This is a genomic window from Dechloromonas sp. HYN0024, assembly GCF_003441615.1.
GTDB lineage: Bacteria > Pseudomonadota > Gammaproteobacteria > Burkholderiales > Rhodocyclaceae > Azonexus.
On the sequence record NZ_CP031842.1, the window covers coordinates 651,917 to 677,106 of the forward strand.

Sequence of the window (25,190 nt, forward strand, 5' to 3'; positions counted from 1 at the left end):
GAGCGGCGCTGAAGCCGTCGGCTGGGAAGCCCGTAATTATGCACCAAACTAGGGTAAACATCCACTTGACTTTGCAGTCTAAGTGATTTCCACGGGGTGAAAGTGCTGAAAAGGCGTGGTATTATGTTTCGCGATTCGAAATTGAATTTCACGATATAAAACGGAGGCAGGCATGGATTCTCGACAATTACGTGAAGCAGCGCTCTACTATCACCGCGAGCCGAAGCCGGGCAAGATCTCGGTAACCCCGATCAAGCAACTGACCAATCAGTACGATCTGTCGATGGCCTACTCGCCGGGTGTGGCTTATGCCTGCGAGGAAATCGTCGCCGATCCGCGTGAAGCCAGTACGCTGACATCGCGTGCCAATCTGGTTGGTGTCATCACCAACGGCACGGCCGTCCTCGGCCTTGGTGCCATCGGCCCGCTTGCCGCCAAGCCGGTGATGGAAGGCAAGGGTGTGCTGTTCAAGAAGTTCGCCAACATTGATGTTTTCGACATCGAAATCGAGGAGCGCGATCCGGACAAGCTGATCGACACCATCGCTTCACTGGAACCAACTTTCGGTGGTATCAATCTTGAAGACATCAAGGCGCCCGAGTGCTTCTACATCGAGAAGAAGCTGCGCGAGCGCATGAAGATTCCCGTTTTTCACGACGATCAGCACGGTACAGCCATCGTCGTCGGGGCCGCCATCCTGAATGGCCTGCACCTGATCGGCAAGGATCTGTCCAAGGTCAAAATCGTCACTTCAGGCGCCGGTGCCGCCGCGCTCGCCTGCCTCGACCTGCTGGTCATGCTGGGCGCCCCTCCCGCCAATATCTGGGTGACCGACATCAAGGGTCTGGTCTACGAAGGCCGCATCGAAGAGATGGACGAAATCAAGGCGCGTTATGCCAAGGTGACTGATGCCCGGACGCTTGGCGAGGTGATCGCCGATGCTGATGTCTTCCTCGGCCTGTCGGCTGGTGGGGTCCTGAAGCCGCAAATGGTCGCCAAGATGGCAGCCAATCCCCTAATTATGGCGCTGGCCAACCCGACCCCGGAAATTACGCCGGAATTGGTCAAGAGTGTCCGTAACGACGCCATTATCTGCACCGGCCGCTCGGATTACCCGAACCAGGTCAATAACGTGCTGTGCTTCCCCTTTATTTTCCGTGGTGCGCTTGATGTCGGCGCGACGACGATTACTGAAGAGATGAAGATGGCGGCGGTCAAGGCCATCGCCGAGCTGGCGCGCGCCGAGCAATCCGAAGTCGCGGCCCGCGCCTATGGCGAAAAGGTGGCCAGCTTCGGTCCTGAATACCTGATCCCGAACCCCTTTGATCCGCGCCTGATTGTCAAGATTGCGCCGGCTGTTGCCAAGGCGGGCATGGATTCCGGTGTGGCGACGCGACCGATCAAGGACTGGGATGCCTACATCCAGGGTCTGAACGAATTTGTGTACCACTCCGGCATGATCATGAAGCCGGTCTTCTCGCAGGCCAAGATGGCGCCCAAGCGCATTGTCTTCTCGGAGGGCGAAGATGAGCGGGTGCTGCGCGCTATCCAGGTGATTCGTGATGAAGGCATCGCACGGCCCGTCCTGATTGGTCGGCCCAGTGAAATCAATCGCCGCATTGAAATCGCCGGCCTGCGTATCCGCGAAGGCGAAGACTTTGAGGTCATTCATGCGGATAACTGCGAATTTTTTGACCAGCACTTCGACGAGTTCGCGACGACCTATCATCGCCTGATGGAGCGCAAGGGGGTTTCGCCCGAATTTGCCCGCCGGGAAATTCGCCGCCGTGCCACGCTCTACGGCTCGCTGATGGTGCATCTCGGTTACGCCGACGGCCTTATTTGCGGCACCTTCGGTCGTCATGAAACGCACCGCCATTATGTCGAGAGCGTCATCGGCAACCAGGCGGGCGTCGATCGGTGCTATGCCATGAATCTCCTGATGTTGCCTGGTCGCACGGTGTTCATTGGCGACACCTATGTCAATTACGACCCGAGTGCCGAGCAACTGGCCGACATGACCCTGCTGGCCGCCCAGGAAATCCGCAACTTCGGCATCCAGCCCAAGGTGGCGCTGCTTTCGCACTCGACTTTCGGTACGGAAAATACGCCGACCGCCCTCAAGATGCGCGAAGTGCTGGCTATCCTTAACCAGCGTGCCCCGGATCTCGAAGTTGAAGGTGAGATGCACGGTGATGCGGCGCTGGATGAACGCATCCGCCTCAGCGCCTTCCCCAACTCGCGTCTCAAGGGTCAGGCCAACCTGCTGATCATGCCGACGCTTGATGCGGCAAACATCTCCTTCAATCTGCTGAAAGTGGCGGCTGGTGACAATCTGACCATTGGCCCCATCCTCCTCGGCGCCGCCAAGCCGGTCAATATTCTGACGCCGACGGCGACAGTGCGGCGGATCGTCAATATGACAGCGTTGACAGTCGTTGATGCCGGATAATTACTTTCTTTAAGTTGTTGTTGTATCTATCTATTTTTATTGTTATTTCGCGACCCCCTGCTAAACTAAGGTAAAATTCGACCGATGTTGGCAGGAGGTTGTGAATGAAGCATAAACTTAGGGCGGCCTTGCTGGTCGTTGCCATGTTGGGCCTTGGGACCCAGTCGCCGCTGTCGGCGGCAGCCGTTGGCAAGTCGGAGCAGCAGTCGGCCAAAAAAGATCCGGTCAAGAAGCCGCACGGGCACGCCAAATCGGCGGGCAAGAAGTCTTCTCATGGCCATGCGGCAAGCACCAAGGCGCCCCGCAAAGTGGCCGGCAAGTCGGCTTCGGGCAAGACGATGGCCGCCACCGGGTCGAAAACCCAGCTGGCCCATGGCGTATCCAAAAAGCACATCCGGCATGCCGCGCTCGCCGATATGGACCCAAGTCGCTTGGCGCTCTATTCGGCATCGGCGCTGGTGATCGATCAAAGCAATGGACAGGTCATGCTCGAGAAGCATCCCGATATGGTCGTGCCGATTGCTTCGATCTCCAAATTGATGACGGCGATGGTGGTACTCGATGCCAAGCCTGATCTGCAGGAAGTTATTTCAATTGGTGACGAGGATGTCGATGGCCTCAAGGGCACGCGCTCACGTTTGCCGGTCGGGACCACGATGACCCGCGAGGCGGCCATGCTGCTGGCGCTGATGTCTTCGGAAAACCGGGCGGCTCACGCGCTGGGACGACACTATCCGGGTGGCATGCCGGCCTTTGTCCAGGCCATGAACAAGAAGGCCCAGTCGCTCGGTATGTACAACAGCCGTTTTGAAGAGCCAACCGGCCTGTCGAGCAACAACGTGTCGACGGCCCACGATCTGGCCCGCATGGTTGCCGCGGCGGCCCGCTATCCGGAAATCCGCAGCTATTCGACAACGGCCGAGGCCAAGGTCGAATTGAACGGGCGTATTCGCGACTTCCACAACACCAACGCACTGGTGCGCAGTGATACCTGGGAGATCGGCGTGTCGAAGACCGGCTATATTTCCGAGGCGGGTCGTTGCCTGGTCATGCAGGCCAGGGTGGCTGACAAGCCGGTCGTCATCGTACTGCTTGATTCGCAGGGCAAGATGACTCGCGTCGGTGATGCCAACCGGATCAAGCGCTGGATGGAAAGTGCCAGTCTGGTCACCGAGCGCCGTCGGGTCTGATCATCTGACTGCCATCACCAAGGCCGCCGTGTGAGGCCTTTATTTTTTGCTGCCGGTGTAACCGAGGGTTTTCGAGACGGCGTCGGCGGTCTGTCGGACCTGACGAGCCCAGTCGGGATCGTGGCGGTCAGCCGGGGCAGAGACAGATAGTGCCGCGACGACATTGCCTTCATCATCATGGATGGGGGCGGCCACACATTTGAGACCCAGTTCGGCTTCTTCGTCGTCATAGGCCACGCCGTGACGACGGACCTTGTCGAGTTCCTTTTCAAGGGCGACGAGACTGGTCAGTGAATGCGGTGTCTTGCCCGGCAGGCCGGTACGTTTGGCGTAATCACGGACCTTTTGTGCCGTCTCGGCGGCGAGGAATAGTTTGCCGAGCGAGGTCAGGTGCAGCGGTGCTCTACCGCCGACGAGGTAGACCACGCGGACGAGGGCGCGGCCCGACGAGGTGCGTTCGAGATAGACAATTTCGTCTTCATGGCGGGCGCCGAGATTGATCGCTTCACCGATTTTTTCGTGAAGTTCCTGCATGAAGGGCAGGGCGACTTCACGCATGTTGATGCGGGATTTGACGATGCCGCCCAACTCAAGCAGACGAATACCGAGACGGTAAGTGCCGGCATCCTGACGCTCGACAAAGCGGGCAGCGCTCATGGCGGCCAGAATGCGGTGCGCGGTCGAAGGATGCAGGTCGGTAGCCTGGGCCAGTTGCTTGAGGCTTGCCGAATCGGGAGACGCAGCAAGGGCGTCGAGCAGCGACATCATGCGCTCGATGACCTGGATGGTGCCTGGCGTTTTGGCCGGCCCGCTGGCAGCTTCTGACAACTGGATTCCTTTATTGGTGCGGTTTGAGTAGCATTAGCCACTTCATTTTCTTGTGCGCCGCAATATTAGCATGCGCTTAGCTCTCTACGTCACCTGTCTGGTTGACCTGATGCGTCCCTCGGTCGGCTTTGCCACATTGCGCCTGCTTGAGGCGAGTGGTGCCGAGGTGATCGTCCCGGAAGGCCAGACCTGCTGCGGCCAACCGGCGTGGAGTGCAGGGAATCGTCCGCTGGCTACGGATCTGGCCAAGAAGGCAATAGCTGAACTGGAGGGCTACGACTATGTCGTCATTCCGTCCGGTTCATGCACCGATCAGGTACGAAACGTTTATCCCCAACTGCTTGCGGGTGATCCTGCATGGGAGGCTCGGGCCCGTTTGCTGGCCGAGCGAACTTACGAACTGACGACCTTTCTTGCTGAAGTCATCAAGACAGATGTGGTGCCGGGCGAGTTTCACGGGACCGTCACTTACCATGATTCCTGCAAGGGGCTACGCGGACTGGGCATCAAGCAGCAACCTCGCCAATTGCTCCTCAAGGTGCGTGGCCTGAGCGTGAAGGAAATGCCTGACTGCGAGGAGTGTTGCGGTTTTGGTGGTGCCTTCTCGGTGAAATTCGCCGACATCTCGACGCAGATCGTCGACCGCAAATGTGCCTCGATTGCCGATGCCGGCGCTGATGCAGTGCTGGGTGGCGATCTGGGTTGCCTGATCAATATCGAAGGGCGTTTGCGCCGGCGCGGCGATGAAGTGACGCGGGTCTTGCACATTGCCGAGGTGCTGGCGGGTGGGGGCGACTCCTGATGGTGACCACCAAGCATTCGCAGGCCATGTATTTCCAGGCAAGGGCCGGCGAAAAGGTCAGGAACGCTGTCCTGCAACGCGCCTTGCAAAAGGCCAAGCCGCTGTTCGTCGGCAAGCGGGCCAAGGGGGTCGCCTCGCTGGCTGAGGACGGTCTTGATTTTGAAGGGTTGCGCGCTGCGGCGAAAAGCATCCGGAACCGGACGCTCGACGATCTCGATGTCTGGCTGGATATCTTCGAGGAGCGGGCTACGGCGAGCGGAGCGAAAGTGCTGTGGGCCCGCGATGGTGCCGAGGTCAGTCAGCTGGTGGTCGATATCGCCCGCCGGCATGGCGTGAGCAAGGCCGTCAAGTCGAAGTCCATGCTCTCCGAAGAGGCGCAGCTTAACCAGGCCCTGGCGGCGGCCGGTATCCGGCCAGTCGAGACCGATCTTGGCGAATACATCGTCCAGTTGGCCGGAGAAGCGCCTTCGCATATCATCGCGCCGGCCGTACACAAGAACATTAACGAGATCGAGACGCTGTTCGCCAAGGCGCACGGGCGTCCGGAGGAGGCGCGGACTTCGGCCGACATCCCGGCCATGACACAAGAGGCGAGAGCGGTGCTGCGGCAGCATTTTCTGAGCGCAGACATGGGTATTTCCGGGGCCAACTTCCTGATTGCTGAAACGGGCAGTGCGGCGCTTGTCACCAACGAAGGCAACGGCCGCATGGTGACGACGCTGCCGAAAATCCATGTGGTGATTACCGGTATCGAAAAAATCATCCCGACGCTCGATGATTTCGCCACCCTGATGCGCCTGTTGCCGCGTTCGGCGACCGGGCAATCGATATCCAATTACGTCTCTTTGCTGACCGGGACGAAGCGGCAAGGCGACCACGACGGCCCCGAAAAAACGATTTTCATACTTGTCGACAATGGCCGTGCCAATCTGCTCGGCTCCGACTATCAGGACATGCTGCGTTGCATCCGCTGTGGCGCCTGCATGAATCATTGTCCGGTCTATTTCTCGCTCGGCGGGCACGCCTACGGATGGGTGTATCCGGGACCGATGGGGTCGGTGCTGACGCCGCTGTACACCGGGATCGAAAATGCCCTTGATCTGCCGCATGCGTCGACCGGCTGCAATCAGTGCGGCAGCGTCTGCCCGGTCGATATTCCCTTGCCGACGCTGATGCACCGGCTGCGCGAGGCACAGCAAGAGCGTGGCCTCCGCCCGTGGTCCGAGCGCCTGGCCCTCAAGGCCTGGGCCTGGCTGGCCGGACATCCGGCTCTCTATCGCTGGTGCACCCGGCGAGCGGTGCGTTATCTCAACTGGCTGGCTGGCGGCAAAGGCCGTATTCGAATTTTCGGACTGGCCCCGGCCTGGACCGAGGGGCGCGACCTTCCGGTATCCTCCGGCCGGACATTTCACGAACTTTACTCAGCACGAAAGAAACCCTGAACATGGAATTTTCTCCTGAAGGCCCGAAGGCCATTCCGTTGTGGGTCAACGGTCATGCCTTTCTGACCGTGACCGATGCTTTTTACGATGTGACTAATCCGGCAACCGGTGAGGCCATTTATCGCGTGCCCTTGTGTGGGCCAGTGAGGCAGCTGAGGCTGTCAGCGCAGCGCAGGCGGCGCAGCCGGCCTGGGCGATGATGGGTCTCCTGGCGCGGCGGGTCTGTCTGTCTGGCCTGGCTGATGCGCTTGACCGCTACACCGGGCACTTCGCCAAGATGTTGAGCAAGGAGTGTGGTTTCGACGAAGCCCACGCGACCGCCGAGGTCGTCGACGCCGTGGCTGCCCTGCGGGGTGCTGCGGTTGGTGAGACTGGTGTTTTCGCACTGGTTCTCGACGCCTCGCGGCCGCTGGCCGGCCTCGCCGAAGCAATCGCACCGGCCCTCATGGCGGGGGCGACTGTGGTCGTCAAGCCGAGCCTGAAAGCGCCGGCCACGGTTTATGCCTTGTGCGAACTGTCTGGTCGTGCCGAGTGGCCGGCCGGGGTGCTCAACCTGATGCAGGGCGATACGGCGGCCATCGCAGGTTTGTGTGCCAGCGGCATAGATCGTCTCGTCTATGCCGGACAGGCCTCGCTGGGCGTTCAGGTCGGCGCTATCGCCGAAGCGGCCGGTACGCCATTTGAAATGAAGACTGCCTGATGTTGCGCATCGTCCAGCTTGAAAGCGAATCCCTGATCGCCAATGTCCGGCGACCAGCCTTCGCGCATGACTGGGTCGATCACGCCAAAACAGCGCCGGGCCAGGTGGTCGAGCGCCTTGCCGGGGCGACGATTGCCATCACCAACAAGGTGCCTATCGACACTGCGGCGCTGGCTGCCTTGCCCGACCTCAAAATGATTGCTGTCTCGGCGACCGGGACCAATAACGTCGATCTTGATACTTGCCGGGCGCGCGGCATTGTTGTCTCGAATATCCGTGGATATGCCGAGCGCACGGTGCCGGAGCATGCCATGGCCCTGTTGCTGGCGCTTTCCCGCAACCTCGTAGCCTGGCGCGATACGCTCCGGGCCGGGGGGTGGCAGCAGGCCGAACAGTTCTGTCTGTTCGATCACCCGATCCGCGACCTGCATGGCGCGACGCTCGGCCTGATCGGTAGCGGCACGCTGGGCAATGGCGTGGCGCGGTTGGCCGAGGCTTTCGGCATGCGGGTGTTGCGGGCAGAGCGTCCGGGTGCGGCGATGGTGCGGCCGGGCTATACATCATTTGCCGCGGTGCTCGCTGAGGCCGATGCGATCAGCCTGCACTGTCCGCTGACCGAGACGACGAAAAATCTGATCGGCGAGGCAGAGTTGCGGGCCATGAAGCGTACTGCCCTGCTTATCAATACGGCGCGTGGGGGCATCGTTGATGAACGGGCCTTGATCAGAGCCTTGCAGGAGGGCTGGATCGCCGGTGCCGGCTTTGATGTCATCACGGCCGAACCGCCGCTGGCTGATCATCCGATGGTCGATTCTGACCTGCTGGCACTGCCCAACTTCCTCCTTACCCCCCATGTCGGCTGGTCGAGTCGGCCGGCCATGCAGACACTGGCTGACCAGTTGATCGACAATATCGAAGCCTTCGTCGTCGGGGCACCGCGGAACCGGGTGGCATGAGCGCCAGGGACGATATCCTCGGGCGGGTTCGGCGAGGCGTCGGCAAAGATGATTTTGTCGGGCGCCGGGAGGCCGCCGTTGCCGCGATGCAAACGTTGCCGCGCGGCCCCCGGCCGGCGATGAGCGCCGACCTCGTGAGTCGTTTCCAGGGCAAGGCGGAATATCTGTCGAGCAGTGTCGAGGCCGTTCCTGCACTGGCCGCAGCGCCGGCCGCCGTGGCCCGCTATCTGGCGGCCAATGGGTTGCCGGGCGAAGCGGTGGCGACGGCCGATGTCGGGGGGCTGGCGTGGGCCGACAGCGCCCTCAGGGTTGCCGTGCGGCCCGCCGTCGATGCCGACAAGACGGGTATTTCCGGCTGTTTTTGCGGCATCGCCGAGACCGGCATGTTGATGTTGCTTTCCGGGCCGGATTCGCCTGCCACGGTGAGCCTGCTGCCGGAAACGCACATCGCACTGGTCGCTGTTTCGCGTATCGTGGCGACCATGGAGGATGCGTACGCGCTCCTCAAGGCTGAGCGCGGCACTCTGCCGCGCGCCGTCAATTTCATCTCCGGGCCATCGCGCACCGGGGATATCGAACAAACCATTGTCCTCGGCGCCCACGGGCCGTGCCGGGTACATCTGATCCTGATCGGGGAACTATTGTGAGTGTGACCTTTGCCGTGCGTGGCGAGTACATCCAGCTTGACCAGCTGCTCAAGGCCACCGGCCTATGTGAATCGGGCGGAGCAGCCCATGCCGCCATCGCCGAAGGGCGGGTCAGGGTCGATGCGGTTGTCGATACCAGAAAGCGAGCAAAGATGCGCCCCGGGCAGGTGGTCAGTTTCGCCGGCGAAGAAGTGGTGCTCGTCGCCGAATAGTCGGCCTTTAGTCGAGCCAGCGGATCGGCGAGGCGAGGGCAGGGTATTTCCCCTGTCGCCCTTCATAGTGGGCGGCGATGGCGGCAATATCGGTGGCCGGGTCGCCGGTCATCGTCAGGTGGGTGAGGATGCCGGCTTCCCGGCGTGCGTAATCGACGAAGGCCAGAGCGACGGGGACCTCGGCGGCGAGGGCGATCCGGTAAAAGCCGGTTTTCCAGCCTTGGGTCAGGCTGCGTGTCCCTTCCGGGGCGATGACCAGGAGAAATTCGCGACGGACGGCGAATTGGCCCGCCATGGTGGCGACGAAGCCGTTGCGGGCGCTGCGGTCGATGGGAATGCCGCCGAGTCGTCGGAACATCCCGCCCAGCGGCCAGCGGAATAGCGAGTCCTTGCCCACCCAGTGCGCATCAAGACCGAGCGCCAGTTTGACCAGCAGGGCGAGGACTCCATCCCAGTTCGAGGTGTGCGGGTAGCCAACCAGTACGGCCCGGGCCGGGCGCTGCGGCGGTTCAATGAGCTGCCATCCGAAGAGGGCAAGGAGGCGGCGGGCGATATTTTTCAACATCAGCACATTTTGACGACAATGTCGTGCAGCGTATTGGCGCAGTTGGCCATGCGGTCGGCGGCATTGGACAGGTGGCGGTAGATTTCGCGGCGCTTGAACATGTGGATATAGTCGTCGCCGACGAATAGTTCGGCAAGGGCGCGGCGGTAATTTTTTTCCACCCGGCGTTCTGCCTTGCGTGCGGCGTCGGCATCGCCAGCGGCCAGGGCGGGAGATTTGGCCAGTCGCGAATAGCCGAGGGCCAGTGCATCGGCGCCGAGCTTGATATGCATGGCCATTTCCAGGCAGCGCTTGTCGGGTGCCAGGCCAAGAACTTCCATTTCGCTGACTGTCGTCTTGCAGTAATTGACGATCTCGTCGAGGTCCATGATCGCCCGGTAGAGATCCTCGCGGTCGATTGGTGTCGAGAAGGCCTCGTTCAGGGTGTGCAGGTTGTGCACCTTGACCCTGTCTGCCTCATGTTCATCCTGGCGAATCTGCTGGCCGATAGCCGGATCTCCTGTCTCCATGAACTCAACGAGCAGCGAGGCAGTCTGGGCGACATGCTGGCATTGGTCGGTGAGCATGGCGTAAAAGTCTGGCATTTTCGGGAAAACGCGGTCAAACAGGCGCCGGAAGACGGATGGGCGTGCTTCTTCGCTCATGGTGTTGCTCCCAGAAAAAGATGGACCAGGGCGTAGGTCTGGATGGCCACGATGGCCGATCCGGGAATGGTGATCAGCCAGGTAATGGCGATGTCTTTGGCCTTCGACCAGCGCACGGCGCGGGGGCGTTCAGAAGCGCCAATGCCCATGATCGAGGTGGCGACGACGTGGGTGGTCGATACCGGCGCACCGCCGAGCGAGGCGGCCATGATGACGGCTGCTGACGTCAATTGTGAGCCGAGCGCATGGATGGGCCGGACCCGGTAGATGGCGAAGCCGAGGGTGCGGACGATACGCCAGCCCCCGGACATGATGCCCAAGGTGATTGCCGTGGCGCAGGAGAGCATGACCCAGAAGGGAACTTCGAAGCTTGGAATGAAACCACCGAGGAGCAGTACCAGGGTCAGGATGCCCATGCTCTTTTGGGCGTCGTTGGCACCATGCGAGAACGCCAGGCCGGCCGCGGTAATGAATTGCAGGCCACGCAGTCGGGAGTTGGCGGCCGGCTTGGCGGCGACGAGCAGGGCGCTGAGCAGGCGGTGCACCAGAAAGCCCGCCCAGAATCCGATCAGCGGCGAGAGGAACAGTGCCGCCAGCACTTTGACGATGCCAGTCAGATGCCCGTCGGCCAGCTCGGCAAAGCCCCAGGCGACATGGTCGGCGCCGACTGAAACCGCGACAGCGCCAATCAGGCCGCCAACCAGTGCATGCGATGATGAGGAGGGGATGCCGAAATACCAGGTGCCGAGGTTCCAGACGATGGCCCCGATCAGGCCGCAGAGCAGAATCGACAGGGAGAGGATGGGGGCGACGCCATCCAGGGTGACAAACTTGCCGATGGTGTTGGCCACCGCCGTCCCTCCGAGCAGCGGCCCCAGAAACTCGAATGCGCCAACGATGATTACCGCCTGAGCCGGGGTCATGGCCCGTGAAGCGATCACGGTGGCGACGATATTGGCCGCATCGTGAAAGCCGTTGGTGTAATCGAAGATCAGAACGATGGCGACGGTGACAACGGCGAGCAGGAAGAGGGTATCCATGGGCGCAGGGGCTTGATAGTGGCCCGGTCTCCGGTTTGTTATTGGTGATTTTGGCTCAGTATATCGCCGGCCGGCGGCGATACTGCGGTCAAGCGGATAAAATTAGCGAGATCTTATAGTTGAGAAGCGATGCCATGAGTTATCCCGGTTTTTCGGACATTTCCCGGAGCTTTGCGCCCGGCTGGTTTGCGGCGGTGATGGGGACTGGCGTTCTGGCCTTGACAACGCGCAGCCTTGGTCTGCGCTGGCCGGTGCTGGCCGTGCTTGCCGAAGCGCTGCATTGGTTCAATAGCGTGCTCTTCGTGCTCCTCGCCGTGCCCTGGCTAAATCGATGGCTGTCTTTTCGTTCGGCGGCAGTGCAGACCTTGCATCATCCGGTGCAAGCCAATTTTTATCCGACCTTCTCGATTGCGTTGCTCGTCCTCGCCGCGCAGTGGCTCGCCTTTGCGTCCTGTGTCGAGGTGGCGATGACGCTGTGGTGGCTCGGCGTCATCCTGCATTTCACGTTCAGTTTCGTCGTTCTTTTCATTATCTTTCGCGGCGACCAGGTTGGTCTTGATCATGTGACGCCGGCTCACTTCATTCCCGCGGTTGGCCTGGTCGTCATGCCGCTGGCTGGCGGTCCGCTCCTGGGTCATCTTGATGGTGTATGGCGGGAGTGGGCGCTCACCATCAATGTGGTCGGTCTGGGGGCGGGGAGCATGATGTATATCGGGTTGTTCGGGCTGGCCCTGCACCGGCATTATCTGCACAAGCCAGCAGCGGGCATCCTGACGCCAACGATATGGATTCATCTGGCACCGATTGGCGTCATTCCGGTCAGTCTGCTCAATGTCGTCGAACAGTTGCCTTACCCGGCAGCCCGCGAGGGAGCAACGGTGTTGATGCTGCTGATCTGGGGCTTCGGGGTATGGTGGTTGGTCATGGCCTGCCTGTTGACGCTGGCCGCCCGGCGCGCCGGACAGTTGCCATTTGCCCTGTCGTGGTGGGGCTTCACCTTCCCGGTCGGGGCTTTTGTTGGCGAGAGCTTGCGGCTTACTCAGGTGCTTGGCTGGAGTAGTACCTTGTTGGTTGGCGTCGGTGCCTGGCTACTGCTCTGCTTCTTCTGGTCAGTCACGCTCTACCGGACGTTGCGCGGCGTCGCTAGTGGGGCCATCTTTCAGCCACATCCCTGAGTGTCCATTGGCCGGGCGAAAAAAAACGGGAGGCGGGCTCCCGTTTTTGGCGACTGCCCGGTTAATTATCTGGGGAGCAGGAAGGCTGCTTTCTCGCGCACTTTGATATCCGGGTTATCGAGCGCAACGATCTCAAAATGAATCGGGTTCGAGCCGGTCTTGCCGGCTTCAGGCGGGACGCTGACCACGGTATTGAACGATTGCAGCGAGGCAGCCCGGACGTCAACTTCGCCGTTGCCGGATATTTCAGCGCCGGGCAGGCCGTCTACGGTGACCTTGTAGCGATGTGGCTGCTCCTCGGTGTTCATGATCTGCAGCATGAAGACGTTCTCGATACGGCCATCGTCGGCTTCGCGGGCGAGTGTAGAGCGGTCGCGGATGATGTCTACCTTGAGCGGTATCCGGTTCATCAGGAACCACGAGGCCAGGCCGGTAATGAAGATCAGGATGGCGGTGTAGAGAAGGATGCGCGGACGGATGATGTGGGCGACAATTTCCTGTTTGCCGAGATGCTGGGCCATGGCATTTTCGGTCGAGTAGCGGATGAGGCCGCGCGGCATGCCGACCTTGTCCATGACCTGGTCGCAGATATCGATGCAGGCGGCGCAGCCGATACATTCGTACTGCAGGCCCTTGCGAATGTCGATGCCGGTCGGGCAGACCTGGACGCACTGGTTGCAATCGACGCAGTCGCCCAGTCGGGTGGCGCTCGGTTCGGCATTTTTCTTGCGGGCACCACGTGGCTCGCCGCGCTCCTCGTCATAGGTGATGATCAGGGTGTCGGGGTCGAACATCACGCTCTGGAAGCGGGCATACGGGCACATGTGCTTGCACACCTGCTCGCGCATGAAGCCTGCCATGAGGATCGTGAAACCGCCGTAGAAGAAAATCCAGAAGGTTTCCCAGGGGCCGAGCTGGCCGGTGCGAACGTTGTTGATCAGTTCCTCGACCGGCGTGAAATAACCCACCAGCGTAAAGCCGGTCCACAAGCCAACGATGCCCCAAAGCAGGTGCTTGGTCACTTTGAGTCGGAGCTTTCGCGCATCCATCGGCCCGTTGTCGAGCTTGATGCGGGCATTACGGTCCCCTTCCACCCAGTTTTCGATCCACATGAAAATCTGTGTATAGACCGTTTGCGGGCAGGCGTAGCCGCAGAAAAGGCGTCCGGCGATAGCCGTCACAAGGAATAGCCCGTAGGCCGAGACAATCAGCAGGGCGGTCAGGTAGATGACATCCTGCGGCCAGAAAACAACCCCGAAAATGTAGAACTTGCGTTCGACCAAGTGCAGCAGGATGGCCTGCCGGTCATTCCAGGTCAGCCACAGGCCGCCATAGAACAGTACCTGGGTGAACAGGACTAGAGCGATCCGCCAGTTGTCAAAAAAGCCACGCACGCGTTTGGCGTAGATGATTTTGTGTTTTTCATAGAAAGAAACCGCTGCGGGTTTGGCTGCTTCCGGGTTTTCCTTGGGTTGATTCATTGGCGTTTTCGTCGGGATGGAAGATGGGGTTGGAAACCGGCGTTACCGATATTGACGGGTTGCTGCGTCAAGCCAGCCTGCGGGGCGATGGGGAAAATCGCAACAGGCCCGTCATTGCCGGTTTCCAGGCATATTTACTATCAAGATACGTGCCTGCACGACTTTTGTGTCAAGTTGCTTAAAAATCATTTGCTTATATATAACACCAAGCGGCCATTTGACAAGCTGTGTCAAAATTGACTGTCTGATTTGACATTGGTGACGGGGGTGGCATGGGTGGAGCTAAGTCGTTGGGTGAGTTGATTTCCTTTCTCGATGGTTTGCCTGAACCGCGGATCGTGATGAATGCCGATTACCGGATTGTTGCAGCCAACACTGCCTATATTCGTGACTTCGGTGGTGAGCGGCCGATTGTCGGGCGGAAATGCTACGAAGTCTCGCATCATTTCGATGTTCCGTGCGACCAGGCTGGCGAATCCTGTCCCCTGAAGCAGAGCCAGAACTCCGGTGTGCCGCAGCGGGTACTTCATCTGCATCACACGCCGCGCGGAGAAGAGCATGTGGCCGTCGAAACCACGCCGATTCGGGACGAACACGGCCGTGTCGTCTATTTCGTCGAAACCATGCGGGTCGTTCGCCAGGCCAGCAGCCGGCCGGCGGCGCAAGGCCTGGTTGGCCGTTCGCCGGCTTTCATCGGCATGCTGGAGAAGGTGCTGCGCGTGGCGCATTCGGATGCTGCGGTATTGTTGCTTGGCGAAACCGGAACCGGCAAGGAACTGGTTGCCCGTGCCATCCACGAAGCCAGCGGCCGGGAAGATGGTCCGTTCGTCGCGGTTGACTGTGCCGGGATGACCGAAACGTTGTTCGAAAGCGAACTTTTTGGCTATGAAAAAGGCGCCTTTACCGGGGCGGCTCACCGCAAGCTCGGTCTGGTCGAGGCGGCATCCGGAGGGACCCTGTTTCTCGACGAGATCGGCGAGTTGCCGCTTGCCTTGCAGGTCAAGTTGCTGCGCCTGCTGGAAACCGGCACTTACCGGCGGGTTGGCGGGCTTGATTGGCTGCCGGCGGATTTCCGGCTGGTTGCTGCGACACACCGCGATCTTCGTGCCATGGTTCGCGACGACAGCTTTCGGCGCGACCTGTACTTCCGGATCAACACCTTCCCGATCCGCATGCCCGCCTTGCATGAGCGGGCCGAGGACATACGGCTGCTGGCCGTTTCGCTCCTCGAGCGGGTGGACCGGAAGGTCGGGCGGGAATTTACGCCGGCGGCACTGACCTGGCTGAGCGGCCGCCGTTACGAGGGCAACATCCGGGAGTTGCGCAACCTAATCGAGCGCGCCACCCTGCTGGCCGATGGCGATCTGATTGATCGGTCGCATCTGGATGAAATGGCCGATGCCTGTCCGGTTCATTTTTCAGTGGATGATGAGGTTTTTTTTGTCGATCAAGTTATTCCCCTGGCGTCCCTGGAGCGGCGTTATCTGGATTGGGCAAAAGGCCACGAAGGCCTTGACGTGGGGCAGCTGTCGGCTCGTCTGGGGGTTAGCCAACGGACCCTGTATCGAAAGTTTCAAGGTCTGAAATAAGGGCTGGTGGCGAAGGGTGGACCTTGGGCCCTGGGGGGCTTGCCGGGGCCTTGCTTTGGCTGAGGCGAGGCGGGGTGGATGACACTTCCGGATGCGGCTTTACCAATTCTTACAATCAATTTTTGGACATTTACTATAATCGGCGTCACTTATCTCTATGGCATTAATTGTGTCTTTTGGGGTCCGGTTTTGGCCTGGAGGGATTCCCCCTCTTCCTGACTTGATAAAGAACTCGCCCATGAAAAATATAGCTATCGTCTCATTGCTGGTCTCCGCCGCATTTCCGGTTGCCGGCCAGGTTTCCCAATCCCAGCCTGCTGCGCCCGTTACCTTAAAGGAAGTGGCGCAAAGCGCCGTACTCAACAGCCCGGAAGTGACCTCGAAATGGCATGCCTATCGGGCGGCAGAAGAGGAAACCGGCGTGGCGCGGGGCGGCTATTTCCCGCGCGTCGACCTGACTGCCGGGGGCGGTCATGAAAGCTTGCGCCAGCCCAAAGCGGCAGGCCGCGACTACACCCGCAGCGGCTACCTGCTCAGCCTCAACCAGATGATTTTTGACGGTTTCGCCACGCGCAACGAAGTCCGTCGCCTCGACAAGGCACGGCTCGTTCGCTATTACGAGCTTCTTGAAGCATCGGAGACCGTTGCGCTCGAAGCTGGTCGCGCCTATCTTGATGTTCTGCGTTATCGCCATCTGGTCGATCTGGCCAAGGACAATTACGTCCAGCACAAGGCTACCTTCGACCAGATCCAGCGGCGCACGCAAAGCGGTGTCGGTCGACGCGTCGATGTTGAGCAGGCGGGCAGCCGACTGGCCCTGGCCGAAATCAACATGATTACCGAAACGGCCAACCTGCACGATGTGGCCGCCCGTTACCAGCGACTCATTCGCCATCAGCCAGCCGATGCCATCGTGCCGCCCAGTCAGCTCAATGCCGGTTTCCCCGAGCAGGCCAAGGCAGCGGTCGATACCTTGCTCCGGAAAAACCCGGCCCTGCTCGCCGCCACGGAAAATATCGAAGCCAGCCAGTATGAGGTTTATGCCCGACGGGGAGCCTATTCGCCGAAGCTTGATTTCCGGGCGCGCACCGACCACACCCGCAACTATCTGGGTGATACCGGTCAGCGCGACTATAACGTGGCCGAACTTGTCGTCAGCTGGAACCTCTTCAACGGCGGGTCGGACCGTGCGCGTGACAAACAAACCGTCGAGAAAAAGAATCTGGCCTTTGATCTGCGTGAAAAGGCCTGCCGCGATACCCGGCAAACCCTTCTCATTGCTTACAACGACGTCCTTCGCCTCAAGGAGCAAACCGTCTTTACGGCGCGCCAGGTGGCGCTGCTCGAAAAGACCCGTGACGCTTACCGCGATCAGTTCAATGTTGGCCAGCGCACGCTGCTAGACCTGCTGGATACCGAAAATGAACTGCTTGCGGCTCGCCGTTCGAATGTCAATGCCGATAGTGATCTGACCCTCGCCTACCTACGTACCTACGCCGGTATGGGTACTCTGCTTGAACAACTCGGCCTGCAACGTCTCGACGCCGAACCGGATAGCCGCGACCTCGCCAACATTGATCCGAGCCAGCTCTGCCCAAGTGAGGCGATCGACCTTGGTTTGCCCGATCGGGGTGTGCTCAATGCCAAGGCCGCTGCCCTCAGTGCCAACCGCCCGGCGCTCGCGCCCGTTGCGGTAGTGCCACAAGGTGCCGATGCCCTGGTTCAGGAGCGGGTCAAGTCCTGGGCTGCAGCCTGGTCGGCGCGTGACTATGCTGCCTACAGCAGCTTCTATGCCTCGACCTTTACGCCGGATGGTGGCCTGAGCCGAGAGGACTGGGCACAGTTGCGGCGTGGCCGTATCTCGGCGCGTGGAGACATTCACGTTGATATCCAGGACATGAAAGTCCGGATGGACGGCGCTGATCGAGCGTTTGCCGATTTCCACCAGGATTATCAGTCTCGGGGCTACAACGATACGACGCGTAAGACGCTGGAGATGATCCGGGTCAACGGCAATTGGCTGATCAACCGTGAGACATCGGTGCCTTGTGCCGGTAACAACAGCGGCGGCTGCAAGGGGCTGGTCAAGTAACGCTGATCGGGAAGGCCGGTCGGCTGACCGGCGCTTAAAGAACAAAGGCCATGCTTTCGCATGGCCTTTGGCGTTTAGTCGTCAGGATGCGTCAGGTCGCCAGGCTGGGGTTCAACGTATAGGTACCAGTCAGGCTGGCCTCGGCCAAAATATGTCCTTGCATGGCCGCGCGAACTTCTGGTCCGCCAAATTTTCCGTCGATCGGCAGCGTTTCAATATCGAGGGCGAAAACCGTAAAGACGTAGTGATGGATGATTTCATCATTCCATGGGGGGCAGGGGCCGTCATAACCGTAATAGTCCCCGTTCATGTCATGGTCCCCAGCGAACCAGTCGGTGTAATTGTTGATGCCCTGCCGGCAACCCTGTATCGCCTGTGGGCCGGCTTTGCCTCGTGGTGTTACTGCGTGGCTGAACGCGCCCTCATTGATCGTATTGATTGTTTCGGAAAGGTCTACAAGAACCCAATGGAAAAAATCTACGCGGGGCAGTGAGGCGGGCACCGTTCGGCCTTCCTGATTGACATCGTCGCCTTGGCTGGGCACATCCGGGTCGTGGCAGATGATTACAAAGGACTTTGTCTCAGCAGGCGCATGGCTCCAGGCCAGGTGGGGATTGATGTTTTTGCCGAGGCAGACGTGATGGGCAGGATCAGGTATGCAAAAAGAAAAATCCCCGGGAATTGCCTGTCCCTCTGAAAAACTAGTGCTGGTCAGTTTCATCTTTACCTTTCCGATTATGCAGCTTGACGTTTGAAGTCATTCAGGCGGAAGCCGAGAATCCACAGCGTGGCGAAGTAGGCAGTGACGCCGATCGGAACCAGCCAAGCTAAATGAATTGTCCGGTCGACAAAGCTGCTTTGCAACCAGCTTTTTTCCTCGCCCATGCCAAACCACAGGGATGCACCCATCGCTATCAAGGCCAGCAATAGTTTGCTGCTGAAGACAAGCCATCCGGCCCGCGGCTGGTAGATTTCCAGACGGCGCAGTCCGCGATAGAGCAGAAGTGCATTCAGGCAGGCCGCCAGGCCAATCGACAGTGCCAGGCCGGCGTGGTCCAGCCAGCCGACAAAGGCGAGATTCATCGCTTGCGTTGCGGCGAGGGAGATCAGCGCGATGCGTACCGGGGTACGGATGTTCTGCCGGGCGTAAAAGCCGGGGGCGAGGACCTTCACGAGAATCATGCCGGTCAGCCCGACGGTATAGGCAACCAGCGCTTCGCGGGTGCGGAAGACGTCGTCAGCAGTAAAGGCGCCGTGATAGAAAAGTACCGAGATCAGTGGTACGGCAAGGATGGCCAGAGCGAGGGCGGCTGGTGCTGCGAGCAGGAGCGTCAGGCGCAGCCCCCAGTCAAGCAGGCGCGAATACTCAACGGTGTTGTTGCTGGCATGGTAGCGGGACAGTGAGGGGAGCAGGATTGTGCCAAGGGCCGCCCCGAGCAGCCCTGAAGGGAATTCCATCAGGCGGTCGGCGTAATAGAGCCAGGAGACGCTGCCGGATTTCAGGAATGAGGCAAAAATGGTGTTGATGAGCAGGCTGATTTGCGACACCGATACCCCGATGATGGCGGGTGCCATCAGTGTCGTTATCCGGCGCACTCCGGGATCCGCCCAAGCGGCGCGCCAGTTCAGTGACGGGCGGGGCAACATGGCGATTTTCCGCAGTGCCGGAATCTGGATCGCCAGCTGGAGTAAGCCACCGAGGAATACGGCCCAGGCCAGCACCAAGACGGGTGGATCAAAATATGGCGCGGCAAAAAGGGCCATGCCGATGATGGCGATGTTGAGCAGGACAGGGGTGAATGCCGGCAGGGCGAAGCGGCTCCAGCTATTGAGGATGCCGCCCGACAGGGCGACCAGCGACATGAAGAAAATGTAGGGGAAGGTGATGCGGGTCAACGAGACAGTCAGTTCGAACTTGCCGGCGTCAGCGGCAAAGCCCGGAGCTGAAATCCACACCAGTAGCGGGGCGGTCGCGATGCCGAGCGCCGTGACGGCGAATAGCGCCAGCGAGAGCAGGCTGGCGACGTGGTCAATCAGGGTGCGGGTGTCCTCTTCGCTGCGTTTGTTTTTATATTCGCCAAGGATGGGGACAAAAGCCTGGGAGAAAGCCCCCTCTGCAAACATTCGCCGCAACAGGTTGGGCAGCTTGAAGGCGACAAAAAAAGCATCGGTAGCCAGCCCTGCACCGAAAGAGCGGGCAATGACGAAGTCGCGGGCGAAGCCGAGAATTCTCGAGAGAAGGGTCATGCCACTGACCGTGGCCAGTGCGCGCAGCAGATTCATTGGATTGTGGATTGCTGAAACCTCTAATTCTACGCTGCACTGGCCTGGAAGCCGCTAAATGGCATTGGGCTGGCCTCGTGGCGCGGTAGAGCAATCGTAATTCCGCACGCGCCTTGTTGCCCGTACCGTTTCGCTGCTGTACAATTCGCGGCCTTGGTTTGCCGCTTTAGCTCAGTTGGTAGAGCAGTTCATTCGTAATGAAAAGGTCGCCAGTTCGATTCCGGCAAGCGGCACCATCTTGATTTAGCCCACCTCGTGTGGGCTTTTTCATTTTCGGGTGGAATTGGCTCTGCGCAATCCCGGCGGTTACTCCAGGTTGAGGATGACCCGGTTGCGGCCCGCTGTTTTTGCCGCGTAAAGGCTGTTATCTGCCGTTTTCAGCAAATGCTGCGGCCCGCTCTCGGCGCTGGGCAGCGTACTGGCGACACCGAAGCTGCATGACACCTGGCCATCAACGCCCCGTTCGTGCGGGATGCAGAGGTCGCGCGCCGACTGGCGCATGCGTTCTGCGACCGCGTGGGCGCCATCGGCATCGGTGCCCGGCAGGATGGCGACAAACTCTTCGCCACCGTAGCGGGCCAGGGTGTCTTCGACACGAAAGATCGATTCGCTGAGTGAGTTGGCCACCGCCTTGAGGCAGGAGTCACCCGCCTGATGGCCATATATGTCGTTGAATTGTTTGAAGAAATCGATGTCGCCGAGAATCAGGCTGAGGGGCGTCTCATTGCGCAGGCAGCGCTTCCACTCAACCTGCAAGGTGTCATCGAAGTGGCGCCGATTGGGAATGCCGGTGAGCCCGTCGAGAATGGCGATTTCCTTGAGGCGTCGATGGACCTCGCAGATTTCCTGTTGTCGGATGGAGATGCGCAGCATGGCGCGGACCTTGGCGAGCAGGACGACCTCGGAGACCGGTTTGCTCAGGAAGTCATCTCCGCCCGCCAGAATGCCTTGAGCCAATGTGTCTTCGTCGGTAACCGAGGAAAGGAAGACGATCGGCGTCCACCGCGAAACCCCGGCTTCATGGCTGGATTGTTCCCAGGCCCGGATTTTTTGGGTCAGTTCAAGGCCGTTGGTGTGCTGCTGGGTGATGTCGAGGAGAACCAGGCTCGGCCAGGCGTCGCGAAATATCTGCAAAGCCTGCTCCCCATCGCCGGTTGCTACGGTCTGAATGTCTGGCAATTGGCGCAGGCATTCACAGATGAGAGCACGGTTGGCGGCCGATGGGTCGATGACGAGGACGCTGGGCCGCGTGGGGCCAGAGGCGGCCGGATCGAAAATGGTCGGATAGGCTTGGTGCGTCAGCATATTGCGTGATCATAGCACCGCCATGTGTGGGGAATGGGTAGGTGGACACGTTTTCCTTGTTGCTGACCTGGGGTAATATATGTTTTCCTTCCATACGGTATGGTATGGAAAAAGACAAATATTCAGGAGATGGCGACAATGCAGATCAAGGACAAGGTTTTTCTGGTAACCGGCGCGGGTTCGGGGCTGGGGGCGGCAACGGCAGGTGTTCTGGCCGAGGCCGGGGCGAAGGTGGTGCTGGTTGACCTCAATCGTCAGGCAGGCGAGGCGCAGGCCGCGGCTCTTGGGGCGAATGCTTGCTTTGTTGAGACCGACGTGGCCAATGAGGCGTCAGCACTTAACGCGATCAATACGGCAATGGCGAAATTTGGTGCCTTGCATGGTCTGGTGAATTGTGCCGGCGTAGCGCCGGCCGAGAAGGTCCTGGGCAAGGAAGGTCCGCATAAGCTGGAGAGCTTTGCCCGGGTGATCAATATCAATCTGGTCGGGACCTTCAATATGATTCGTCTGGCGGCTGATGCGATGATGAAGCACGAGCCGGACGCTGGTGGTGAGCGGGGTGTGATCGTCAATACTGCTTCTGTCGCCGCCTACGAAGGTCAGCTTGGGCAGGCCGCATACGCTGCCTCGAAGGGCGGTATCGTTGCCCTGACCTTGCCGGTTGCCCGCGAACTGGCGCGCAGCGGCATCCGCTGCATGACCATCGCACCGGGCATCATGGAAACGCCGATGCTGCTCGGCATGCCGCCGGAAGTGCAGGACTCGCTGAACAAGATGGTGCCGTTCCCGACGCGCATGGGCAAGCCGGCCGAGTATGCCGCACTGGTCCGGCACATTGCCGAAAACGCCTACCTCAATGGCGAAGTGATTCGCCTGGATGGTGCCATCCGGATGGGCGTCAAATAAACTATACTTCGGCTCCGTCCTTGACCCCAAAAGGCACTTCGGTGCCTTTTTCATTTGTATGCCCGCCGCTTCCTGTTATCACTGTGGTTTGCCTGTTCCCGAAGATGTCGATCTGTCGGTGACGGTTGGCAGTGAGCCGCGGGCAATGTGCTGTTTTGGCTGTCAGGCGGTGGCGCAGTCGATCGTCGATAACGGCCTAGCCGAGTATTACCGTAGTCGCGATGCCATGCCCGAATCGCCGCGCGAGGCCATGCCGGCGATTCTCGATCAGCTGGTCATGTACGACCATGTCGAATTTCAAAAAAGTTTTGTCAAGGAGTTGGGGCAAAACGAGCGCGAGGCGTCGCTGTTGCTCGAGGGTATTACCTGCGCGGCCTGTATCTGGCTCAACGAGCAGCACCTTGGCCGCTTGCCCGGGGTGACGGCGGTCAATATCAATTACACGACCCGTCGGGCCCGTGTGCGCTGGGATGAAAGCCGCGTCAAGCTCTCCGATATTCTCGGTGCGGTTGCGGCTATTGGCTATCGGGCCTATCCGTACGATGCCGCCAAGAACGAGGAAATTTCCCGCAAGGAGCGGCGCGAGGCAATGTGGCGCCTGTGGGTGGCCGGCTTTGGCATGATGCAGGTGATGATGTATGCCTATCCGGTCTATATCGCCAACGGCGACATGACGGCCGATATCGAAAGCCTGATGCGCTGGGCCAGCCTGTTCCTGACCCTGCCGGTCATTTTCTATTCCTCGGCACCTTTCTTCCGTAACGCCTGGCGTGACATCAAGCTGCGTCGCGTCGGCATGGATGTGCCGGTGGCCCTCGGGGTCGGCGCGGCATTTGTCGCCAGTTGCTGGGCGACCTTCGCCCAGGCCGGGGAAGTCTATTTCGACTCGGTCACGATGTTTATCTTTTTCCTGTTGGGTGGCCGCTATCTGGAGATGACGGCGCGCCAGAAGGCGGTCAGCGTGACCGAGGCACTGGCCCGGCTGCTGCCGGCTTTTGCCCAAAAGATGGCGCGGTTTCCGGCGGACCGCAATACCGAGCAGTGTGTCGTCGCCGACCTGCGCCAAGGCGATTACATTTTGGTTCGCGCCGGCGATATCGTGCCGGCTGATGGTCGGGTTATTGAAGGCATCAGCTGTGCCAATGAGGCCCTGCTGACCGGCGAAAGCAAGCCGGTTCCCAAGTCGCCCGGCGAGACGGTGGTCGGAGGTTCGATCAATGCCGAGAGTCCGCTCGTCGTCCAGGTCGAGCAGGTCGGCGAGGGGACGCGCCTGTCGGCCATTATCCAGTTGATGGAGCGGGCGGCGGCCGAAAAGCCGAAAATTGTCGTGCTCGCTGACCGTATTGCCAGCTATTTTGTCGCGGTTCTGCTGGCGGTGGCTATTCTTGTGGCGGTTGGCTGGTATTTCGTCGATCCGGCGAAAGCCTTGTGGATCACTGTTTCGGTGCTGGTGGTTACCTGCCCCTGTGCTCTTTCGCTGGCGACGCCGATTGCGCTGACCGTTTCGGCAGGTGCGCTGGCCCGGGACGGCTTGCTGGTGACGCGCGGTCATGCCATTGAAACCCTGGCGCGGGCGACCCATTTCGTATTCGACAAAACAGGCACCTTGACTACCGGACAGATGCATCTCGTTGATGTACTGCCGGTTGCCGGGTTGCATCGAGATGCCTGCCTGGCCATGGCGGCAGCTCTGGAGCAGGCTTCCGAGCATCCAGTGGCGACGGCGCTGCGCCAGGCGGCCGGTGCCCAGTTGCCGGAAACATCGGCGGTGATCAGCGAACCGGGTCAGGGTATCGAGGCGCTGGTCGACGGACGTCGTTGCCGGATCGGACGACCTGACTATGCGTTGGCGCTGAGTGCAGAAAATTTGCCGGCGGCAGCCGGCGACTGGCTGGAAAGCGGCGATACCGTCGTTGCTCTGGCCGATGAAACGGGTTGCCTGGCGCTGTTCCGGATTGGTGATGAGCTGCGGCCGGAGTCGGCGGCGCTGATCGCCGAACTCCGGGCGTCCGGAAAGCAGGTAATTCTGTTAACCGGCGATGCTCCGGCGGTAGCTCATCGCGTGGCCGACCAACTCGGCATCGCCGATGTTCGGGCCGGCGTGACCCCGCAGGGCAAGCACGATTGCGTAACCGGCCTGCAATCGGCGGGCGCCATCGTGGCGATGCTCGGTGATGGCGTCAACGATGCCCCGGTGCTCGCTCAGGCGCAGGTGTCGGTGGCGATGGGCGGTGGCGCACAGTTGGCACGAACCCAGTCTGATTTCATCCTGCTCTCGGAAAACCTGGATCATCTGCGTTACGGCTTGCGGCGGGCGAGAAAAACCCTGCGCGTGATCCGCCAGAATCTCTGGTGGTCCTTCGCCTACAATTTCGTTGCCCTGCCGCTGGCCATTGCCGGTTTTGTTACGCCATGGATTGCCGGCATCGGCATGTCGGCCAGTTCTTTGCTGGTGGTCCTCAATTCACTGCGCATTCAGCGCCTGGAGATCGATTGATGGAAAGTGTCTATCTGCTTATCCCGGTATCGGTCATTCTGGTCTTCGGAATTGCCGTTGCGTTCTGGTGGTCGGTCCGCAGCGGCCAGTTCGATGATCTCGAAGGGCCGGGCTTTCGCGTCCTGATGGACGAGGATCCGTTGAAGCGCAATCAGGCAAAGGCGGGCGGAGAGGTCGTGGATACCAACAAACCCGACAATGTTTGACCTGTGTCAACGTTAGCGGGATAGACGCTTGGCAGAATGGCCCCATTGTGGAGCGCGATGCTTCACAGCAATTCTCTGTTGGGGTTGGGGTGCGTTACGACGCACCCTTTTTTTGTCTGCGTTTTTCAGCCCTTTTCTTCGCCTAGATATTTTGAACTACTGCCCTTAGATAATCGGT

The 25,190-nt window shown here is 60.1% G+C and carries 22 protein-coding genes and 1 tRNA gene; 15 read left to right on the forward strand and 8 right to left on the reverse strand.

Annotated elements, in window-relative coordinates:
- Positions 1 to 172: 172 nt before the first annotated feature.
- Positions 173 to 2,452, forward strand: coding sequence for an NADP-dependent malic enzyme (locus tag HYN24_RS03135; RefSeq protein WP_117607916.1), 2,280 nt, complete (start codon positions 173 to 175; stop codon positions 2,450 to 2,452).
- A 104-nt stretch (positions 2,453 to 2,556) separates the two neighbouring features.
- On the forward strand, positions 2,557 to 3,642 hold the full coding sequence (gene pbpG, locus HYN24_RS03140; protein ID WP_117607917.1) for a D-alanyl-D-alanine endopeptidase: 1,086 nt from the start codon (positions 2,557 to 2,559) through the stop codon (positions 3,640 to 3,642).
- Between the two features lie 39 nt (positions 3,643 to 3,681).
- On the opposite strand, the gene HYN24_RS03145 is transcribed toward pbpG, so the two are convergent.
- Positions 3,682 to 4,476: an IclR family transcriptional regulator gene (locus HYN24_RS03145; RefSeq protein WP_117607918.1), complete on the reverse strand. Its 795-nt coding sequence runs from the start codon at positions 4,474 to 4,476 to the stop codon at positions 3,682 to 3,684.
- A gap of 64 nt (positions 4,477 to 4,540) precedes the next feature.
- On the opposite strand from HYN24_RS03145, the gene HYN24_RS03150 reads away from it, so the two are divergent.
- The 6 genes from HYN24_RS03150 (at position 4,541) to HYN24_RS03175 (ending at position 9,229) form a co-directional block, all read left to right on the forward strand.
- Complete coding sequence (locus HYN24_RS03150) at positions 4,541 to 5,272, forward strand: (Fe-S)-binding protein (RefSeq protein ID WP_117607919.1); 732 nt, start codon at positions 4,541 to 4,543, stop codon at positions 5,270 to 5,272.
- A complete protein-coding gene (locus HYN24_RS03155) occupies positions 5,272 to 6,714 on the forward strand; it encodes a LutB/LldF family L-lactate oxidation iron-sulfur protein (protein WP_117607920.1) in 1,443 nt (480 codons plus the stop codon). The genes HYN24_RS03150 and HYN24_RS03155 overlap by 1 nt, the downstream gene beginning before the upstream one ends.
- A 133-nt stretch (positions 6,715 to 6,847) precedes the next feature.
- Positions 6,848 to 7,414: an aldehyde dehydrogenase family protein gene (locus tag HYN24_RS03160; RefSeq protein ID WP_117607921.1), complete on the forward strand. Its 567-nt coding sequence runs from the start codon at positions 6,848 to 6,850 to the stop codon at positions 7,412 to 7,414.
- Positions 7,414 to 8,370 (forward strand): D-2-hydroxyacid dehydrogenase, encoded by a 957-nt coding sequence (locus HYN24_RS03165; protein ID WP_117607922.1) that lies wholly within the window; start codon positions 7,414 to 7,416, stop codon positions 8,368 to 8,370. The genes HYN24_RS03160 and HYN24_RS03165 overlap by 1 nt, the downstream gene beginning before the upstream one ends.
- A complete protein-coding gene (locus HYN24_RS03170; protein ID WP_117607923.1) occupies positions 8,367 to 9,017 on the forward strand; it encodes a lactate utilization protein C in 651 nt (216 codons plus the stop codon). The genes HYN24_RS03165 and HYN24_RS03170 overlap by 4 nt, the downstream gene beginning before the upstream one ends.
- Positions 9,014 to 9,229 (forward strand): RNA-binding S4 domain-containing protein, encoded by a 216-nt coding sequence (locus HYN24_RS03175; protein ID WP_117607924.1) that lies wholly within the window; start codon positions 9,014 to 9,016, stop codon positions 9,227 to 9,229. Before HYN24_RS03170 ends, HYN24_RS03175 begins: the two co-directional genes overlap by 4 nt.
- 7 nt (positions 9,230 to 9,236) lie before the next feature.
- On the opposite strand, the gene HYN24_RS03180 is transcribed toward HYN24_RS03175, so the two are convergent.
- From HYN24_RS03180 to HYN24_RS03190, 3 genes are read right to left on the reverse strand one after another with little or no spacing between them, the layout of a single operon-like run.
- A complete protein-coding gene (locus HYN24_RS03180) occupies positions 9,237 to 9,794 on the reverse strand; it encodes a 1-acyl-sn-glycerol-3-phosphate acyltransferase (protein WP_117607925.1) in 558 nt (185 codons plus the stop codon).
- The gene (locus HYN24_RS03185) at positions 9,794 to 10,438 is read right to left on the reverse strand and encodes a DUF47 domain-containing protein (protein ID WP_117607926.1); all 645 of its coding nucleotides are present in this window, start codon (positions 10,436 to 10,438) and stop codon (positions 9,794 to 9,796) included. Before HYN24_RS03185 ends, HYN24_RS03180 begins: the two co-directional genes overlap by 1 nt.
- Positions 10,435 to 11,478 (reverse strand): inorganic phosphate transporter, encoded by a 1,044-nt coding sequence (locus tag HYN24_RS03190; protein ID WP_117607927.1) that lies wholly within the window; start codon positions 11,476 to 11,478, stop codon positions 10,435 to 10,437. Before HYN24_RS03190 ends, HYN24_RS03185 begins: the two co-directional genes overlap by 4 nt.
- Before the next feature lie 134 nt (positions 11,479 to 11,612).
- On the opposite strand from HYN24_RS03190, the gene HYN24_RS03195 reads away from it, so the two are divergent.
- Positions 11,613 to 12,653, forward strand: a complete 1,041-nt coding sequence (locus HYN24_RS03195; protein WP_117607928.1) for a C4-dicarboxylate ABC transporter — start codon at positions 11,613 to 11,615, stop codon at positions 12,651 to 12,653.
- A gap of 65 nt (positions 12,654 to 12,718) precedes the next feature.
- Here HYN24_RS03195 and ccoG read toward each other — a convergent pair whose 3' ends face one another.
- Positions 12,719 to 14,134, reverse strand: a complete 1,416-nt coding sequence (gene ccoG, locus HYN24_RS03200) for a cytochrome c oxidase accessory protein CcoG (RefSeq protein ID WP_117607929.1) — start codon at positions 14,132 to 14,134, stop codon at positions 12,719 to 12,721.
- A 272-nt stretch (positions 14,135 to 14,406) separates the two neighbouring features.
- On the opposite strand from ccoG, the gene HYN24_RS03205 reads away from it, so the two are divergent.
- Positions 14,407 to 15,723, forward strand: coding sequence for a sigma-54-dependent Fis family transcriptional regulator (locus tag HYN24_RS03205; RefSeq protein ID WP_117607930.1), 1,317 nt, complete (start codon positions 14,407 to 14,409; stop codon positions 15,721 to 15,723).
- A gap of 238 nt (positions 15,724 to 15,961) precedes the next feature.
- Complete coding sequence (locus HYN24_RS03210; protein WP_162888579.1) at positions 15,962 to 17,815, forward strand: TolC family outer membrane protein; 1,854 nt, start codon at positions 15,962 to 15,964, stop codon at positions 17,813 to 17,815.
- Between the two features lie 91 nt (positions 17,816 to 17,906).
- Here HYN24_RS03210 and HYN24_RS03215 read toward each other — a convergent pair whose 3' ends face one another.
- Both HYN24_RS03215 and murJ read right to left on the reverse strand, forming a co-directional pair.
- Positions 17,907 to 18,536, reverse strand: a complete 630-nt coding sequence (locus HYN24_RS03215; protein ID WP_117607932.1) for a YbhB/YbcL family Raf kinase inhibitor-like protein — start codon at positions 18,534 to 18,536, stop codon at positions 17,907 to 17,909.
- 14 nt (positions 18,537 to 18,550) lie between these two features.
- Positions 18,551 to 20,098, reverse strand: a complete 1,548-nt coding sequence (murJ, locus tag HYN24_RS03220; RefSeq protein ID WP_117607933.1) for a murein biosynthesis integral membrane protein MurJ — start codon at positions 20,096 to 20,098, stop codon at positions 18,551 to 18,553.
- Between the two features lie 160 nt (positions 20,099 to 20,258).
- On the opposite strand from murJ, the gene HYN24_RS03225 reads away from it, so the two are divergent.
- Positions 20,259 to 20,334 (forward strand) — tRNA-Thr (locus tag HYN24_RS03225).
- A gap of 70 nt (positions 20,335 to 20,404) precedes the next feature.
- On the opposite strand, the gene HYN24_RS03230 is transcribed toward HYN24_RS03225, so the two are convergent.
- Complete coding sequence (locus HYN24_RS03230) at positions 20,405 to 21,403, reverse strand: diguanylate cyclase (protein WP_117607934.1); 999 nt, start codon at positions 21,401 to 21,403, stop codon at positions 20,405 to 20,407.
- Positions 21,404 to 21,541: 138 nt separating this feature from the next.
- Here HYN24_RS03230 and HYN24_RS03235 point away from each other — a divergent pair, with 138 nt between their 5' ends.
- Genes HYN24_RS03235 through ccoS form a run of 3 tightly spaced genes read left to right on the forward strand, consistent with a single transcriptional unit; the run spans position 21,542 to position 25,012 of the window.
- A complete protein-coding gene (locus HYN24_RS03235) occupies positions 21,542 to 22,309 on the forward strand; it encodes a 3-hydroxyacyl-CoA dehydrogenase (RefSeq protein ID WP_117607935.1) in 768 nt (255 codons plus the stop codon).
- 58 nt (positions 22,310 to 22,367) lie between these two features.
- Positions 22,368 to 24,806, forward strand: a complete 2,439-nt coding sequence (locus tag HYN24_RS03240) for a heavy metal translocating P-type ATPase (protein ID WP_117607936.1) — start codon at positions 22,368 to 22,370, stop codon at positions 24,804 to 24,806.
- Positions 24,806 to 25,012, forward strand: a complete 207-nt coding sequence (gene ccoS, locus HYN24_RS03245) for a cbb3-type cytochrome oxidase assembly protein CcoS (RefSeq protein ID WP_117607937.1) — start codon at positions 24,806 to 24,808, stop codon at positions 25,010 to 25,012. The genes HYN24_RS03240 and ccoS overlap by 1 nt, the downstream gene beginning before the upstream one ends.
- Positions 25,013 to 25,190: the final 178 nt, after the last annotated feature.